The sequence below is a fragment of the Clostridium sp. AF28-12 genome (assembly GCF_003435225.1).
In the GTDB taxonomy this organism is placed as follows: domain Bacteria; phylum Bacillota; class Clostridia; order Lachnospirales; family Lachnospiraceae; genus Pilosibacter; species Pilosibacter fragilis.
Window position 1 is genome coordinate 13,238 of sequence record NZ_QWGJ01000016.1, and the last position, 16,661, is coordinate 29,898.

Here is a 16,661-nt window from a genome sequence, read left to right on the forward strand (position 1 = left end):
CCTCCATGCACCGTTTTCGGCAGCATGTTCCTGAATTTTTCTGCGGCTTTGGTTTTTATTTGCAATGAGTCACTTTTTCTTTACCATGCAGCGCTTTTTAAAAAACGAAATACCGTAGCAAAGAATCTGGTCATAGTCTTCCTCATACTCCTTTGCGTACATTCGATCATCAATTTGCCGCAAAGCTGTATCGCACGCACTCCCCAGATTTTCCAGAACCTTCGTATACTTTGCCTCAAAAATTGCAACACGGGCATTCATAGAATCGTAAATAACCACATCGCTCCGGCCTTCTCCGTGTTCCTTGTTGGAATCCACCATATATCCGGCGCCGGTGAAGATACCTGCAAGAAAAGCGTGGTAGAAGTCTTCCCGATAGTCATGGTAGCTGATCGTCCGCCGGAGCAGGGCATTCATTTCTTTGGTAATCCTCTCACTGTCACCGTTCCATACAGCGTCAAACAAAGCATTTCGATTCCACTTCTTCGTGCTGTCATCGAACCATTTAATAACTGTCGTTTCAAAAATCTCTTTGATTTCTGCATTCGGAATCATAAGAGCAGCCATGCCATCCGGCAGTTCGTCCTTGTAATCTCCCTTGCGCGCTTTGGTTAAGTAGCCCGTCAGATATAGTGTACTCCAAAGATTCTCTTCCGAAGAATGCAGATAATCATAGGTCAGGTTTTCATCTACACGCTGAACAATACAGCCGCCCGCCATCAAAGTTTCAAGCTTATTTGTAATCGTACCGCCTGCATACTCAATAAAGGAACGTATGATGGCATTGTCGCTGGTGTTTTTCCAATAGCTGACCGGTCTGGCTTTCGGATTTCGCTGCAGTTCCAACATATAATTCATAACATCCCACGGGCAGTAAACATCAAAATCACCGAAATGGTAGCCATCATACCATTTCCTGATATTGTCAGCCTGTTCCGTCAGACCGGTGTCATTCAGCAGCTGGTCAACCTCGCTCTGTACAAAACCAAAATACTCGTTCAAACGGGAATTTGTGATCGTATCCGACACAAACTTATTTGTTCCAGTAAAGATGCTCTCTTTTGCAATCTTCAGACACCCCGTAACAACCGCGAACCGAAGTGCCTGATTGTCCTTCAGTGCCTGCATCAAGCCTTTCATAACATCGAGCATTTCATCATAGTAACCGTTGTTGTTCGCTTTTGCTACGGGAACATCATACTCATCTATAAGAAGAATTACAGGCTTTTCATAATAGCTTTGCATCATCGTTGTCAAAAGCATAAGGCTGCTCTTAACTTCTTTTATCGAACCGCTGCCATGTGCGAGATGTGCAAACGCCGCTTTTTGGAAGTCCGTGGCATTTTTACCATCAAGCAAATAGAGATGTCTGTTGTACAAATCTGCAATCACCATTGTGAGCATATCGTATGCCCCAGTGAAATCCAGTCCATCTACCTGTCGAAACGAAACAAAAATTGTCGGATACTGGTTCATCCACGCATCGCACAATGCCTGGTTTTCTGTAATTTTCAGTCCCTCAAACAGTTTTCTGCTCTCCTTGCGGATGTCGAAGAATCTTTCCAGCATGCTCATGCCCAATGTCTTGCCGAAGCGCCGGGGACGGGTAATAAGCGTTACTTTTATTCCCGTTCTGCTGAGCAGCTCTCCTATTAATTCCGATTTATCAATATAGTAATACTCATTTTTACGAATTTCTTCAAAATCCGAAACTCCAACAGGAATGTTCATTTCTTTCATCTCTGCTGCTCCTTTCGTGCAGCCATGCACAGATTTTTCATTGCTTCTATGCTACCATGAATCTCGTGTTTTTACAAGAAAAAGCTCTGCTTACTGCGGCTATTCCGGCTTCCGCTCATTCTGCGTAATTTGCTATAAGCCATAACAAAAAATGGCCCGGCTCCATTTCTGAAGCCGGACCGTGTGCGCTCTGCTGCGCTTATCTATTCATTTTCTCCCAATCATGACCTCTTTTAACAGCAAAGATCCACAATCACCTGTGCAAAGATCTTCGCACTCATTGTGAGCTCGTCAACCACCGCGAACTCGTCCGGGCCGTGCATGTGGTTCTCGGTCTCCGGAAGGGCAGCGCCGAAAGCAACACCGTTCTTTAAATTGTGGACATAGGTTCCGCCGCCGATGGCGATACACTCGCCCTTTCTTCCGGAATATTTCTCATATGCGGAGAGCAGAGTCTTCACAAAATCAGAATCTGCCGGTACATGGTGCGGCGGCTTCATTTCTTCCGTATTGAAGGAGATTCCATCTGCTTCCATTTTTTTACGGATCACATCAATGGTGTTTTCCTTTGTGGCGCAGATCGGACAGCGGCTGTCGAATTCGCCCTCCAGGCTTTTCCCGGAAATATCCAGCATGCTGAATGCCAGTGTCAGCTCGCCGGACTCCTCATCGCTCATCTTGATCCCGAGAGCTTCTCCGTACCAGTCACCGTGCGGCATCAGGCGGTTTAACGCGCGGACTGCCTTTACCTGTCCGCATTCCGCCAACGGAAGACGCTCGATCAGGGATAAGAGTCCTGTCAGGGCATTCTTTCCTTTCCACGGTGCCATTGCATGGCCGTTTTCGCCAGCTGCAGCGATCTTCAGGCAGCCATCCTCAGAGGATACCGTAAACCGGATTCCAAGCTCCTCCTCCATGCTCTTTGCAAGAGCCTCTGTCTCATCTCCGTCAAGACCCTCAAATAATGCCTCTGCCGCGCCCGGAACCACATTCGTCTTCGTTCCGCTGTGGAAGGATACCATCTTCGGAAGACGGTCAGACGGCTCGAACTCTGCCGTAAAATTACCTCCGATCCGGCCTTTCTCGATATTGATCACCGGGAAGGACGCATCCGGTGAGAAGGTCATCGGAGCTTCCTTTTCCACACTGTAGTAGTGGGTGATATCGGAGCTTCCGCACTCCTCGTCAGTGCCAAGGATCAGGCGGACGTTCTTTTTCATCGGGATTCCAAGTTCATTTACGGCACGCATCGCGTAGAGGGCAGCAATTGCCGGTCCCTTATCGTCCGCGGTTCCGCGGCCATAGATCTTTCCGTCTTTTACTACCGGCTCAAAAGGTTCTGTAACGGTCCAGCCGTCTCCGGCCGGAACAACGTCCAGATGTGCCAGAATATCGAGCTGTGCCTCTTTGTCATTCATGTCAACGGTTCCAACATAGTTGTCATAGTTGTTGATGGAAAAACCGTAGCATTCCGCAATATGCAGAGCTGCACGCAGTGCCTCGGAGCACCCTTCCCCATACGGTTTTCCGATACGGTAAGACCCCTTCACACTGTTGATCCGGCAAAGAGCTCCGATGTCCTCCAGCATTTCTTTCCTGTGCGCGTCAATATACCGGCTGATCTTCTCTTTATACATAAATTTCCGCCTCCATATTTCTTTTGTTATAACCCATTTTACAGACAGGCGGGACCGTCTCATCCCGGGTGTTTCCGAGATCGTAAAGCCAGCCCCGCTTATACCATACTTATTCTGTGCGCCAGTTATTGGCTACATGCCTGATCACAAACCCGCACTTACGCGCTTTATTGTCTGCTTCGCAGGCGTTTCATTCATTTACCTTATTTCATGAATCCAGCTAAGATCTCATTTACGATCTTGCCGTCTGCCTTCCCCTTTACGAGCGGCATTAGGGATTTCATGATCTTTCCTTTGTCCTTTGCTGTCGGGGCTTCGATTCCAAGCTCTGCGAGAACCTTTGCGATCGTCTCCCTGATCTGGTCCTCGGTCATATCTGCCGGAGCGAACTCCTGATATACGGCCAGTCTCTTCTTTGCCTCTTCGATGATATCAGCGCGGTCTGCCGGAGCGGTATCGATCGTCTCCTTGACCTGCTTGATCTCTTTCTTTACGATCGCATTCTCCTCATCCTCTGTGAGCGGAGCTTCACGCTTGTCGATCTGCGCGTTCTTTAACGCAGAGAGAAGCATGGAAAGGGAATCCTTTCTCTCTTTATCTTTTGCTTTCATCGCCTCGACCATAGCTGCTCTTACAACATCGATCTTACTCATCTTATATTCCTCCTGTCTATGCGGTATTCCCAGTCGAAACAACTGGTTCCGCATGTTCCTGTGATGATATATTTTGTAAACTTGATTAGTTCTTTCCGAACTCACTGAGTTTTAAGTTCGGATTTCTCTCCTCGACCATGCCGACACTCCAGCTGTTGATGAATAACAATAACGGATTGCCCTTGAGGTCACAGATGCGTTTCATATCGGATGTGCCCTGGATCTTCGCCACATCCACTTCCTCCGGATTCTCAACCCAGCGGATGTACTCAAACGGAAGCTGTTCCAGTCTTACGTCTACATTATACTCATTCTTTAAGCGGTAGGTCAGGACCTCAAACTGCAGGACACCGACAACGCCGACGATGATCTCCTCCATACCGGTATTGAACTCCTGGAAGATCTGGATCGCGCCTTCCTGAGCGATCTGGTTGACACCCTTTAAGAACTGTTTTCTCTTCATGGTATCGATCTGGCGGACTCTCGCGAAATGCTCCGGAGCGAAGGTCGGGATACCCTCAAACTGGAACTTCTCGTTGGACGTACAGAGCGTGTCACCGATGGAGAAAATACCCGGATCGAAAACGCCGATGATATCTCCGGCATAAGCCTCGTCAATGATCTTACGGCTCTCAGCCATCAGCTGCTGCGGCTGGGTCAGACGGATCTTCTTGCCGCCCTGGACATGGTTTACTTCCATTCCGGCCTCAAATTTACCGGAACAGATGCGCATGAAAGCGATACGGTCACGGTGCGCCTTATTCATATTCGCCTGGATCTTAAATACGAAGGCGGAGAAATCAGGTCTGAACGGATCGATCACGCCGTCTGTCGTTCTTCGCGGAAGCGGAGAAGTCGTCATATTTAAGAAATGCTCCAGAAATGTCTCAACACCGAAGTTTGTGAGAGCAGATCCGAAGAACACCGGTGAAAGCTTTCCGACACTTACAAGCTCCTGATCAAACTCATCGCTTGCCCCGTCGAGAAGCTCGATATCGTCCCTCAACTGAGCGTGGAAATCAGAACCGATAACGGAATCCACGTCTGTTCCCTCCACGTCGAAGGTCTCTGTGGCAACCTCCTTCTGTCCGCCCATGGCAGCCGTGAAGGTCGTGATCTTCTTTGTCTGACGGTCATAAACGCCCTTGAAGCTCTTTCCACAGCCGATCGGCCAGTTGATCGGGCAGGTATGGATTCCGAGAACCTCCTCGATCTCGCTCATGAGCTCGAACGGGTCTCTCGCCTCGCGGTCCATCTTGTTTACAAAGGTAAAAATCGGGATATGGCGCATCACACAGACTTTGAACAGTTTGATGGTCTGCGCCTCGACACCCTTTGATCCGTCGATGACCATGACCGCGGAGTCCGCTGCCATCAGGGTACGGTAGGTATCCTCGGAGAAGTCCTGATGTCCTGGGGTATCAAGAATATTGATGCAGTATCCCTCGTAATTGAACTGGAGTACGGAAGATGTTACGGAGATACCTCTCTCCTTCTCGATCTCCATCCAATCGGAGACTGCGTGCTTTGTCGCTTTGCGTCCCTTTACGGTTCCGGCAAGGTTGATCGCACCTCCGTATAACAGGAATTTCTCAGTCAGTGTCGTTTTACCGGCATCCGGGTGGGAAATGATCGCGAATGTCCGTCGTCTCTTTATTTCATCATTTAATGAAGCCAAAAAATTTTCCTCCAAATCTATCTTGTGTTTCGTCTAACGTAACTGCCCTGTGTTGAGGCAGCTACTGTTTATCAATATTTTCCTGCTGACAGCACAAAAGAACCGCGGTCCTTCATTGACTGCCGTTTTTTTCTGCTGCTCTTATTCCAATTAATTTTTACCAGTATTTAAGAGTTTCGTCAAGAAGAAAGCCCTAAAATTCGTTATATTTATGTTACAGTTCAGCCATGCGCTGGTTTGAATGAGAAAGTGTGTTGCAAGCTTGCTTGCATAAGCACTTTTTCATCCAAATCAGCATATGGTGGAACCACCAAGCTTCTTGTTTTCATGAATATGAAAACAAGAAGATGTAATGGCTGAACTGTAACATATTTATAGCAATCTTCACCACTCTGTGCCTGCCTTGCGTTTTTCACCTGTAAAGGCACCTGAGTGGTCGAATCTTCTATTTTCTGGTAAAAATTGGAATTTTCTATCTTTTAATTTCAAAGATCTCGTCTAAGATCGCCCCTGCAACCTCTTCCTTCGACATGATCGGAAGCTCCGTCTCCTTATTCCCGCGGATCATCGTCACTACATTCGTGTCCGTTCCGAAACCGGCACCGGCAACCTTCAGATTGTTGGCAACGATCATATCGAGGTTCTTCTTCTTCAATTTTGCCCTGGAATTCTCCAGCATATGTTCCGTCTCCATGGAAAATCCGCAAAGGAACTGGCTGTCTTTTTTATGTTCTCCGAGCCATTTTAAGATATCGTCGGTGCGCTCCAGTTCGATCGCCATATCTCCGTCTTTCTTCTTTGTCTTCTCGGTATTCACGAACTTCGGGCGGTAGTCAGCGACAGCCGCGGCCTTGATCACCGCGTCCATCTCATCACTGCGGCCTGTCACGGCCTCAAACATATCTTTGGCAGTAACCACCGGAACAAAGTTTACGAACATCGGCGGCTCCACCTCTGCCGGTCCGGAAACAAGAGTCACCTCAGCGCCGCGGAGAGCAGCCGTCTTCGCGATAGCATACCCCATCTTTCCGGTACTGTGGTTTGTAATATAGCGGACCGGGTCGATGGCCTCCCTCGTCGGGCCTGCGGTCACGAGGATCTTCTTTCCTTTTAAGTCTTTCTCGTACTGGACTTCCTTTAAGATGTACTGGAGCAGCACCTCCGGCTCCGGCATCTTTCCCGCTCCGGTATCGCCGCAGGCGAGGTATCCGCTTGCCGGACTGATCACTTCCATTCCGTAGTGTTCGCAGATCTTTAAGTTATCCTGTGTGATCGGATTCTCGAACATTCTCGTATTCATCGCCGGGCTGATGATCTTCCTGCAGGTACATGCGAGAACCGTGGTCGTCAACATATCGTCCGCAAGACCATGGGCCAGCTTCGCGATCACATTTGCGGAAGCCGGGGCAACGAGGACAACGTCCGCCGCCTTCGCAAGGGAAACATGTTCAACGGAAAACTCAAAGTTCCGGTCAAACGTATCCACCAGGCATTTATTTCCGGTCAGTGTCTCGAATGTAATCGGGTTGATGAAATTTGTCGCATTCCGGGTCATAAGCACATGGACATCTGCCTTCAGTTTTTTCAGTGCGCTGGCGAGATATGCGATTTTATATGCAGCGATACTGCCGCTCACGCATAAAAGTACGGTTTTTCCTGCTAACATTTGGAATCCTCCGTTGTAATTTTAGTCAATTTATGGTAAGATAATTCGAACTTTAAAATTATGAGGAACCTGTCTCACATGTTTCTCATATTCACAGTGACGGCTGGCAAGTCCCGCAAATACGGAACCTTTGATCAACTGCACACGTAAAAACAGTATAACACGTTACTTAGATTTGTGGAAGGAGTTTTCTCAATGATTTTAGCAATCGACATGGGAAACAGCAATATCGTTGTCGGAGGTCTTGACGACAATAAAACATATTTTGAGGAGCGCATCACCACCGATGACCGAAAAACGAGTCTCGAATACGCGATCCTTTTAAAGAATATTCTGGAGATCCATAAAGTAAAGAAAAATGATATCGAAGGTTCCATTATGGCGTCCGTTGTCCCGCCGTTAAACGCGCCGATCTCTTCCGCCGTAAAGAAGATCACCGGAAAGAAACCGCTTCTTGTCGGTTCCGGCATGAAGACAGGCTTAAACATCAAGATGGATAACCCTAAGACCGTCGGCGGTGACCGAATCGTGGCCGCTGTCGCTGCAAATGCCAAATATAAAGGACCGATCATCATCGCGGATATGGGAACCGCGACAACGCTCGATGTGGTGGACCACGATGGAAATTACATCGGCGGTGTGATTCTCCCCGGTGTAAAGGTTGCCTTAAACTCCCTCGTTTCCAATACGGCCCAGCTTCCGAGGATCAGCTTCGATGTTCCGAAACGTGCGATCGGAAAGAACACCATCGAATGTATGAGAAACGGTATCATGCTCGGCAATGCCGCAATGCTCGACGGTCTTATCGACCGCATGACCGCAGAGCTCGGCGAAGAAGCCACACTGATCGCAACCGGCGGCATGGCAAGATTTATCACCCCGCTTTGTACGCATAAGATTACATATGATCCGGATCTTCTGCTCCGCGGACTGATGATCCTGTACAGACAGAATACAGAAACAAAAGATGCGTAAAGCTTCACTGCCGAATGAAATTAACGTTCATTCGGCTTTTTTATTCAGAATTGTCCTCCCGACTGTTGCTGTCTATACATTTCGTTTGAAACGAAATATAAGCGAAATGCAGAGTTGTAATATTTCGTTTAATGGGATATACTTATGATAAAATTACGTTTGGAGGTGTTCAATGAACTATTTATCCAGCATGGAAGCGGCAAAAGTAATGGGAATCACAGTGCGCAGAGTCCAGCAGATGTGCAAGCAGGGCGAAATTTCCGGAGCTGTGAAAAAGGGACATTCCTGGCTGATTCCAGAAAATGCAGTTTGGCCAGATTCAGGCGAAAAGAAAAAGCCGATGCCCATTGGGATTTCTGATTTCAAGACGACGACCACAAGCTATTATTATGTAGATAAAACCTTGCTGATCCGTGATTTTCTGGATACGAAACCTATGGTATCGTTGTTTACCCGTCCGAGACGTTTCGGTAAAACATTGAATATGGATATGGTTCGGGTCTTTTTTGAAAAAACACAGGAGGACACCTCCATTTATTTCAAGGATAAGCAGATATGGCAGTGTGGTTCTGGTTATACCCGGCATCAGGGAAAGTATCCGGTCATATTCCTGACATTTAAGGATGTAAAATGTCTGACATGGCAGGAGACATTTCAGAAGATCCGTAAGCTGATTTCACTGGAATTTATACGGCACAGTGAACTTGAGGAAAGTACTGCACTTGGAATCTATGAAAAAGAACAGTACCATCGCCTTGCCAGTGACAATGCGAATGAAGTAGACTGCCAGATGGGATTACAAATCTTATCTCTGTTGCTGCACAAGCATTATGGACAAGAATGTATTATCATTATTGATGAATACGATACACCGATCCAGCAGGGACATCATTGCAATTTTTATCCTGAAATCGTGAATTTCATGCGTAATTTCTTTTCCGGCGGCCTGAAGGATAATCCACATCTGGCTTTTGGCTTTCTCACAGGCATTCTCCGTGTTGCAAAAGAAAGCATCTTCAGCGGCATGAATAATTTGAAAACCAATTCGATTTTGGACGACAGTTACAGTGAATATTTCGGCTTTACAACTGAAGAAGTAAAAGATATTCTGCACTACTATGGGAAAGAGGACAAATATCAGGAGATCTGCAGCTGGTATGACGGATACCGATTTGGTCATACAGAAATCTTTAATCCATGGTCTGTGATCAATTACATTACCGATCAGTGCTTCCCAAAGGCGTTCTGGCAGTCTACCGGCAGCAACGAAATCATTGGTGAGATTATCGCGACAGCTACACCCGAGATAACGGAAGGACTTCATAAACTGCTCTGCGGTGAAAAAGTCACTACGTATATAGATACCAGCGTGATCTATCCGGAGATCCAGAATAATCCATACACGATTTATAGTTTTCTTCTTGTTGCGGGTTACTTAAAAGTTGCAGAAATTTATCCACAGAATGATGGAAATTTCATGTGTGATGTTGCAATTCCAAATAAAGAGATTGCCTGTGTTTATGAAAAAGAAATTTTGAATCGGACGAATCAGAACAGCGTCGCGATTTCTATCAATCAGGCGATATTCTCCGGGAATGCAAAAAAGCTTCAGTCTTTGCTGGAGAGTTTTATGCTGCAGAGTATTTCTTCTATGGATGGGGCAAATGAAAGTTTTTATCATGGCATGATGCTTGGATTATGTGCGATCCTTGGAAACAGGTACCAGATTCGTTCCAATCGAGAATCGGGGCTTGGCCGATTTGATATTCAACTGAATCCATTAGTAAAAGGAATTCCGGGATTCCTGTTTGAATTCAAACACACAAATGATGATCATGTGGATCTGGATGTGCTGGCAGACCGCGCACTCCAACAGATAGATGCGAAAAAATACGACACGGAATTGCTGGCTGCGGGTGTCCGGCCGATCATAAAAATCGGGATTGCTTTTCGTGGAAAAACAGCCGTTGTGAAACGAAAATAGTGAGAAGGGGCTGCCGCACCAATTTTGGCATGCGGCAGCCCCGTTTTCTATAATCATGTTTCTTTTTTATCCCAGTCTTCTCACAAATTCCTCATACCCAAAGGTTTTCACCACACTGCACTCCCCATTCTCATCCATTCGCGCGATGGACGGCAGGCACATGCCGTTGAAGGTGTTGTTTTTTACCATGGAGTAGATCGCCATGTCCTCGAAATAAAGTCTGTCGCCGATCCGGATCTCGTGGTCGAAGGAATAATCGCCGATCACGTCGCCCGCAAGACAGGTCATGGAGGAGAGGCGGTAGGTATATTGCTTTTCGTCCGCTTCGCCGGAGTCTTTTAACGGCGGACGGTATGGCATCTCCAGCACATCCGGCATGTGGCAGGCAGCGGAAGCGTCCAAGATCAGCGTCCTGATCCCGTTATCCACAATGTCCATGACTTCCGTCACGAGATATCCCGCGTTTAACGCCACGGCTTCCCCAGGTTCCACATAGACAATGACATCATATGTCTCCTGCATATGGCGGATGCAGCGCTCTAAACGGTCGATGTCGTAATCGTTTCTCGTGATATGATGTCCGCCGCCCATGTTGAGCCATTTGATATTCGGAAGCTTCAGATACTTTCCGAATTTATCTTCCACAGCTTTCAGAGTTGTCTCCAGATCATCCGAGTTCTGCTCGCAGAGAGTATGGAAATGGATCCCGTCAAGCTTTTCCACGAGATCTTCCCGGAAATTCGCCAGAGTCACGCCGAGTCTGGATCCCGGCGCGCAGGGATCATAGATCGCGTGGTCACCCTGAGTGGAACACTCCGGGTTTACGCGGATACCGATGCTGACGCCCTTTTCCTTACAGAAGTCCGCGTATTTTTCAAGCTGGGAAAAAGAATTGAATACCAGATGTTCGCAGATATCGGTGATCTCGCCGATCTCAGATTCCTTGAAGGCCGGAGCGAACACATGATTCTCCTTTCCCATTTTTTCATATCCAAGCTTTGCCTCGAAAAGACCGCTGGCTGTGGTACCGTCCAGATACTGCCCGATCAGTGGGTACTCAAAGAAGTTCGAGAATGCCTTCTGGGCAAGAAGGATCTTACAGCCGGTGTCGTCCTTGACCTTCTTTAAAATTTCCAGATTCTTCCGAAGCTTTTTTTCATCAATTACATAACATGGAGTTGGTAATTCATTAATCTTCATCTTGTTCTCCAATTACTGACTCGTTCCTGATACACATCTCAGCCCTACCAGAAAACGAAGTTCATTTTTCTACTGCCGTATCACAATACAGCAACACCCCTGACAACTCGTTCCTGCCAGAGGTGTTTTCTGTACTTGAACCTGTTCCACATTCCGCGCTTTTCCTGCATTCATCGCGAATATGCCAAACAGTCATTCATTTTCAAATTTTTATTTCACAATCTCCGTATTTTCATCCACAACCCACGGAAGTCCCCACTTGTTCAGCGCTTCCATATACGGATCCGGATCGAACTCCTCAACGTTGAATACACCTTCGCCCTTCCAGGTTCCGTCGACTACCATCATGGAACCGATCATTGCCGGCACGCCTGTCGTGTAGGAGATGGCCTGGGAGCCGACTTCCTTGTAACACTCCTGATGGTCACATACGTTATAAATATAGATCGTCTTCTCTTTTCCGTCCTTCACACCGGTAAAGATACAGCCGATGTTTGTCTTTCCGACGGTTCTCGGACCTAAGGATGCCGGATCCGGAAGAAGAGCCTTTAAGAACTGGATCGGAACGATCTCCTGTCCGTTAAAGTTTATCGGGGAAGTAGAAAGCATTCCAACGTTCTCTAAGCATTTCATGTGGGTCAGGTAGCTCTGTCCGAAGGTCATGAAGAAGCGGATGCGCTTTACGCCCGGAATATTCTTTGCAAGGGATTCGATCTCCTCATGATGTAAAAGGTACATGTCCTTCTCGCCGACCTGCGGGAAGTTGTACTCGCGCTTGATCTCCATCGGCTTTGTCTCTACCCAGTGGCCATTCTCCCAGTAGGAGCCGTTTGCAGATACCTCGCGGAGGTTGATCTCCGGGTTGAAGTTTGTAGCGAACGGGTAGCCATGGTCGCCGCCGTTGCAGTCTAAGATGTCGATGGTGTGGATCTCATCAAAATAGTGCTTTAACGCATACGCGGAGAAGACGCTTGTGACGCCCGGGTCAAAACCTGTTCCTAAGAGTGCCATAAGTCCAGCCTCTTTGAATTTTTCCTGATATGCCCACTGCCAGGAATAATCGAAGTATGCGGTGAAGCCCTCTTCCTTGCAGCGTTTCTCATAGATCGCGCGCCAGGTCGGATCGTCGGTGTCCTCCGGCTCGTAGTTTGCGGTATCGATATAGTTCACGCCAGCCTTTAAGCATGCGTCCATGATCGTCAGGTCCTGATACGGGAGTGCAACGTTTAACACTGCATCCGGCTTGTAGCTTTCCATTAAAGCCACCAGCTCGTCCACGTTGTCAGCATCCACTTTCGCGGTCGTGATCTTCGTCTTTGTCGTTCCCTGAAGTTTCTCCTTTAAGGCATCGCACTTGGATACGGTACGGCTTGCGATCATGATTTCTGTGAATACATCACTGTTCTGACAGCACTTGTGGATCGCTACGGACGCAACACCTCCGCAGCCGATGATCATTAATCTGCTCATGTTTATTTTTCCTCCTCTTTTAAAAGATCCTCAACATACTTCGGCAGCATGAACGCTCCCATGTGAAGATGTGTCGTGTAATACCAGGTTTCGATATTTAATGCATCCCATTCCCGGGGCTTGAAATCCTTGATGGGATGATATTTCTTTGAAGCGAAGCCGAAGAGCCAGTATCCGGACGGACAGGTTGGAATATGCGCCTGATACACACGGCTGATCGGGAAGGAGCGGAACGCCTTGCGGTGCATGCTGCGGCAGGCCAGCTCGTCCTCATCGTAGAATGGGCTTCCGTGCTGGTAGACCATGATCCCATCTTCCTTTAAGGCGCTGTAACAGCTACCGTAAAATTCCTTCGTGAACAGTCCCTCAGTATGACCGAAGGGGTCTGTGGAATCGTTGATGATAAGGTCATACTTTGCCTTCTTGTTTCTTAAAAATCTCAGACCGTCATCATAGTGGACCTCGACACGCGGATCATCTAAGGCGCAGGCTACCTCCGGGAAAAACTTTCTTGAAACCTCCACAAACATCTCATCCGTCTCCACGACATCGATATGTTCCACGCAGTCATACTGCAAAAGCTCTTTCGCGACACCGCCGTCGCCGCCGCCGATGATCAGTACGTCCTTCACACACGGATGGACCGCCATCGGCACATGGGTCACCATCTCGTCATAAATAAACTCGTCCTTCTCGGAGAATACGATCTCCCCGTCCAGAGAGATAAATTTTCCAAATTCCTCGGAATCGAACACATCGATCCGCTGATATTCACTCTCCCCGGAAAACAGCTGCTTTTCAATCTTGATGGACAGCTTTACGTTTCCGGTGTGCAGTTCTGAAAACCAGAATTCCATATCTCGTGACTCCTTGTATCGTATTGGCCAAAGCCTGTATGCAGGCAGACATCCTGTTTGCCTGCAGCCAGGTCCGGCGCCTTAAAAAATTCATGCTATATGTTTGCCAGCACCATCAGATGATCCACAGCCGGATCCTCTGTTCCCTGCATGGAACATCCCTTTTTCTTCGCATACAGGATATACTGGACCACGTCGTCCGTGATCATCTCACCCGGTGCCAGAATCGGGATTCCCGGCGGATAACACATCACAAACTCCGCACAGACTCTTCCTGAAGACGCTTCCACCGGAACGGAGACCTTCTCGGAGTAGAACGCCTTCTGCGGGGACATCACGACCTTCGGGGAGATATACTCACCGGAGAGAAGTCCCGCGCTGTCCTTTTTGTAGAGACGTTCCACATCATCAAGAGCCCCAACAAGACGCTCGATATCCTGAATCCGGTCTCCGATGGAGATGTAAGCAAGAATGTTGCTGATGTCACCGAATTCGATCTGGATATCATACTCGTCGCGCAGAAGATCATAGACCTCGATTCCCGCAAGCCCGATGTCTCTTGTATACACGGAGAGCTTCGTCACATCATAATCGAAAATGCTGTCACCGTTTACAAGTTCTTTTCCGTAAGCATAGTAGCCACCGATGGAGTTGATCTCCCGTCTCGCGTACTCTGCCATCTCAACGACCTTCGCGAAGGATTCCTCGCCGCGGAGAGCCAGATTTCGTCTTGAGATATCAAGACTGGAAAGAAGCAGGTAGGATGCGCTTGTAGTCTGGGTCAGATTGATGATCTGGCGCACATAGTCGGTGTTCACTCCCTTATTTAAAAGAAGAAGCGAACTCTGGGTCAGGCTTCCGCCGGACTTGTGCATGGATACCGCCGCCATATCGGCTCCCGCTGCCATTGCGGAGATCGGAAGATTCTTTCCGAAATACAGATGGGTTCCATGAGCCTCGTCCGCGAGGACCTTCATGCCTCTCGCATGGGCGAGCTGTACGATCGTTTTTATATCAGAGCAGATGCCGTAATAGGTCGGGTTGTTGACGAACACCGCAACCGCGTCCGGATTGTCCTCGATGGCCTGTTTTACTTTTTCGACCTGCATTCCCAGTGAAATACCGAGTCTCTGGTTCATCTCCGGATTTACATAGATCGGGATTCCGCCGCAGAGCACCAGAGCGTTGATGACGCTCTTATGTACGTTTCGCGGCAGGATGATCTTATCTCCGGCTTTTACCACCGAGAGGATCATGCTCTGGACCGCAGATGTCGTTCCGCCTACCATCAGATAGGCGCTGGCCGCTCCGAATGCCTCCGCCGCAAGCTCTTCCGCCTCACGGATCACGGAGACCGGATGACAGAGGTTGTCAAGCGGCTTCATGGAGTTTACGTCCAAAGATACACATTTTTCGCCTAAAAGCTGTACCAGTTCCGGATTTCCGCGTCCTCTCTTATGTCCCGGCACGTCAAACGGGACAACTCTCTTCTTTTTAAATTCCTCGAGCGCTTCATAGATCGGGGCTTTCTTTTGTCTCTCTCTGTCCATGGTTTTGTTCCTCACGCATTTTATTGATTGCGCATCATCTGAATAATAAAAAAAGCAGATGACGCCAAAACCATCATCTGCTCAAAACGATTCTATTCCATTGGGGTCTGGGGCGCGTCACTCCGCTCCCGTCTGCCTCTGACCTTTATCGTTTTTTCCTCCAAGTCTGCAATCGCAAATATATTGTCCCTGCACTTATTGACCGATTCACAAGATGATGTGTTTTTCAAACACTGATTATAAAGTAATCAACTTATAAATTTGAGCTTTTAACTCAATCAATAATGTGGGCTTAACCCCACGCGGCGCTTGACCCGCCTGTCCGATGGGCTTAACTTCCGTAGTCTGTTCTGCGGGAGTGGTCATTACATACATTTGCATGAAAACGATAAATGTCTCTTCACACTATTTTTATCATACATGAAAAACACGGGAACTGTCAAGTAAAAAATATTTTACCGCAAGGGGGCTGACCAGAGTCAGCCATTTTCCCATCTGGTTCTTTCCATTTCAACTCACAGCCCCGCAAGGGGACTGACATCCCGATCACTGCCAAGATCATAGTCATGTTTGCATTTCAACTCACAGCCCCGCAAGGGGACTGACACGTCCAATTGCCTTTCCGGTATTGTATGAGATATTTCAACTCACAGCCCCGCAAGGGGACTGACTGATCTGCGCCAGCATGTCTTTTCCGTTTAATACATTTCAACTCACAGCCCCGCAAGGGGGCTGACACCCGCTCACTTACAACGGCACCGAGCAGCAGCCATTTCAACTCACAGCCCCGCAAGGGGGCTGACTGGCAGCCCGAGCTTAAAGGCAACGTACCGAGCATTTCAACTCACAGCCCCGCAAGGGGGCTGACATCACCTCACTTTAGACAGAGTGGAAAACGCGGATATTTCAACTCACAGCCCCGCAAGGGGACTGACACAGATCCGTGCGCTGAATGTGGACGGAAATATATTTCAACTCACAGCCCCGCAAGGGGACTGACTACCGGAAGGCGATTTACAGCGCACAGGTATACGCATTTCAACTCACAGCCCCGCAAGGGGACTGACTGTGATTATATCGTGCAAAATCGATTGCTTCACATTTCAACTCACAGCCCCGCAAGGGGACTGACGTTCTCATCCCGTGCCTCCCTTAATGTCAGCATATTTCAACTCACAGCCCCGCAAGGGGACTGACAATTTTCCCCGCAGATTCTTCCGGCTTGCAGAACATATTTCAACTCACAGCCCC

The 16,661-nt window shown here is 48.1% G+C and carries 11 protein-coding genes and 1 CRISPR repeat array (1 of these 12 cut by a window edge); of the genes, 2 read left to right on the forward strand and 9 right to left on the reverse strand.

Annotated elements, in window-relative coordinates:
* Window positions 1–69: 69 nt before the first annotated feature.
* From DWY93_RS12930 to coaBC, 5 genes are all read right to left on the reverse strand, one after another.
* Window positions 70–1,740, reverse strand: coding sequence for an AAA family ATPase (locus tag DWY93_RS12930; RefSeq protein WP_117470386.1), 1,671 nt, complete (start codon window positions 1,738–1,740; stop codon window positions 70–72).
* A 233-nt stretch (window positions 1,741–1,973) separates the two neighbouring features.
* On the reverse strand, window positions 1,974–3,377 hold the full coding sequence (gene pepV / locus DWY93_RS12935) for a dipeptidase PepV (RefSeq protein ID WP_117470385.1): 1,404 nt from the start codon (window positions 3,375–3,377) through the stop codon (window positions 1,974–1,976).
* A gap of 203 nt (window positions 3,378–3,580) precedes the next feature.
* Window positions 3,581–4,030, reverse strand: a complete 450-nt coding sequence (locus tag DWY93_RS12940) for a GatB/YqeY domain-containing protein (protein WP_117470384.1) — start codon at window positions 4,028–4,030, stop codon at window positions 3,581–3,583.
* Between the two features lie 85 nt (window positions 4,031–4,115).
* Complete coding sequence (locus tag DWY93_RS12945; protein WP_117470383.1) at window positions 4,116–5,708, reverse strand: peptide chain release factor 3; 1,593 nt, start codon at window positions 5,706–5,708, stop codon at window positions 4,116–4,118.
* A gap of 472 nt (window positions 5,709–6,180) precedes the next feature.
* Window positions 6,181–7,374, reverse strand: a complete 1,194-nt coding sequence (coaBC, locus tag DWY93_RS12950) for a bifunctional phosphopantothenoylcysteine decarboxylase/phosphopantothenate--cysteine ligase CoaBC (protein ID WP_117470382.1) — start codon at window positions 7,372–7,374, stop codon at window positions 6,181–6,183.
* 195 nt (window positions 7,375–7,569) lie between these two features.
* Between coaBC and DWY93_RS12955 the strand changes: the two genes are divergently transcribed.
* Together DWY93_RS12955 and DWY93_RS12960 are read left to right on the forward strand one after the other, a co-directional pair.
* Window positions 7,570–8,349, forward strand: coding sequence for a type III pantothenate kinase (locus DWY93_RS12955; protein ID WP_117470381.1), 780 nt, complete (start codon window positions 7,570–7,572; stop codon window positions 8,347–8,349).
* A gap of 172 nt (window positions 8,350–8,521) precedes the next feature.
* Window positions 8,522–10,333 carry an AAA family ATPase gene (locus DWY93_RS12960; RefSeq protein ID WP_117470380.1) on the forward strand — a complete coding sequence of 604 codons (1,812 nt, stop codon included), beginning with the start codon at window positions 8,522–8,524 and terminating at the stop codon, window positions 10,331–10,333.
* Window positions 10,334–10,399: 66 nt separating this feature from the next.
* On the opposite strand, the gene nspC is transcribed toward DWY93_RS12960, so the two are convergent.
* From nspC to DWY93_RS12980, 4 genes are all read right to left on the reverse strand, one after another.
* On the reverse strand, window positions 10,400–11,533 hold the full coding sequence (gene nspC / locus DWY93_RS12965) for a carboxynorspermidine decarboxylase (RefSeq protein ID WP_117470379.1): 1,134 nt from the start codon (window positions 11,531–11,533) through the stop codon (window positions 10,400–10,402).
* 210 nt (window positions 11,534–11,743) lie between these two features.
* Window positions 11,744–13,003 (reverse strand): saccharopine dehydrogenase family protein, encoded by a 1,260-nt coding sequence (locus tag DWY93_RS12970; RefSeq protein WP_117470378.1) that lies wholly within the window; start codon window positions 13,001–13,003, stop codon window positions 11,744–11,746.
* Window positions 13,004–13,005: 2 nt separating this feature from the next.
* The gene (gene speE, locus DWY93_RS12975) at window positions 13,006–13,860 is read right to left on the reverse strand and encodes a polyamine aminopropyltransferase (RefSeq protein WP_015553676.1); all 855 of its coding nucleotides are present in this window, start codon (window positions 13,858–13,860) and stop codon (window positions 13,006–13,008) included.
* Between the two features lie 95 nt (window positions 13,861–13,955).
* Window positions 13,956–15,410 carry an aminotransferase class V-fold PLP-dependent enzyme gene (locus tag DWY93_RS12980; protein ID WP_117470377.1) on the reverse strand — a complete coding sequence of 485 codons (1,455 nt, stop codon included), beginning with the start codon at window positions 15,408–15,410 and terminating at the stop codon, window positions 13,956–13,958.
* Window positions 15,411–15,917: 507 nt separating this feature from the next.
* A CRISPR array of direct repeats spans window positions 15,918–16,661; the repeat unit is 32 nt; unit sequence ATTTCAACTCACAGCCCCGCAAGGGGACTGAC (it continues 616 nt past the right edge of the window).

Bases quoted from the DNA above. Each gene is read 5' to 3' on its own strand.
- DWY93_RS12930 (WP_117470386.1), bottom strand. From the start codon at position 1,740: ATGAAAGAAATGAACATTCCTGTTGGAGTTTCGGATTTTGAAGAAATT.
- pepV (WP_117470385.1), bottom strand. From the start codon at position 3,377: ATGTATAAAGAGAAGATCAGCCGGTATATTGACGCGCACAGGAAAGAA.
- DWY93_RS12940 (WP_117470384.1), bottom strand. From the start codon at position 4,030: ATGAGTAAGATCGATGTTGTAAGAGCAGCTATGGTCGAGGCGATGAAA.
- coaBC (WP_117470382.1), bottom strand. From the start codon at position 7,374: ATGTTAGCAGGAAAAACCGTACTTTTATGCGTGAGCGGCAGTATCGCT.
- DWY93_RS12955 (WP_117470381.1), top strand. From the start codon at position 7,570: ATGATTTTAGCAATCGACATGGGAAACAGCAATATCGTTGTCGGAGGT.
- DWY93_RS12960 (WP_117470380.1), top strand. From the start codon at position 8,522: ATGAACTATTTATCCAGCATGGAAGCGGCAAAAGTAATGGGAATCACA.
- nspC (WP_117470379.1), bottom strand. From the start codon at position 11,533: ATGAAGATTAATGAATTACCAACTCCATGTTATGTAATTGATGAAAAA.
- DWY93_RS12970 (WP_117470378.1), bottom strand. From the start codon at position 13,003: ATGAGCAGATTAATGATCATCGGCTGCGGAGGTGTTGCGTCCGTAGCG.
- speE (WP_015553676.1), bottom strand. From the start codon at position 13,860: ATGGAATTCTGGTTTTCAGAACTGCACACCGGAAACGTAAAGCTGTCC.
- DWY93_RS12980 (WP_117470377.1), bottom strand. From the start codon at position 15,410: ATGGACAGAGAGAGACAAAAGAAAGCCCCGATCTATGAAGCGCTCGAG.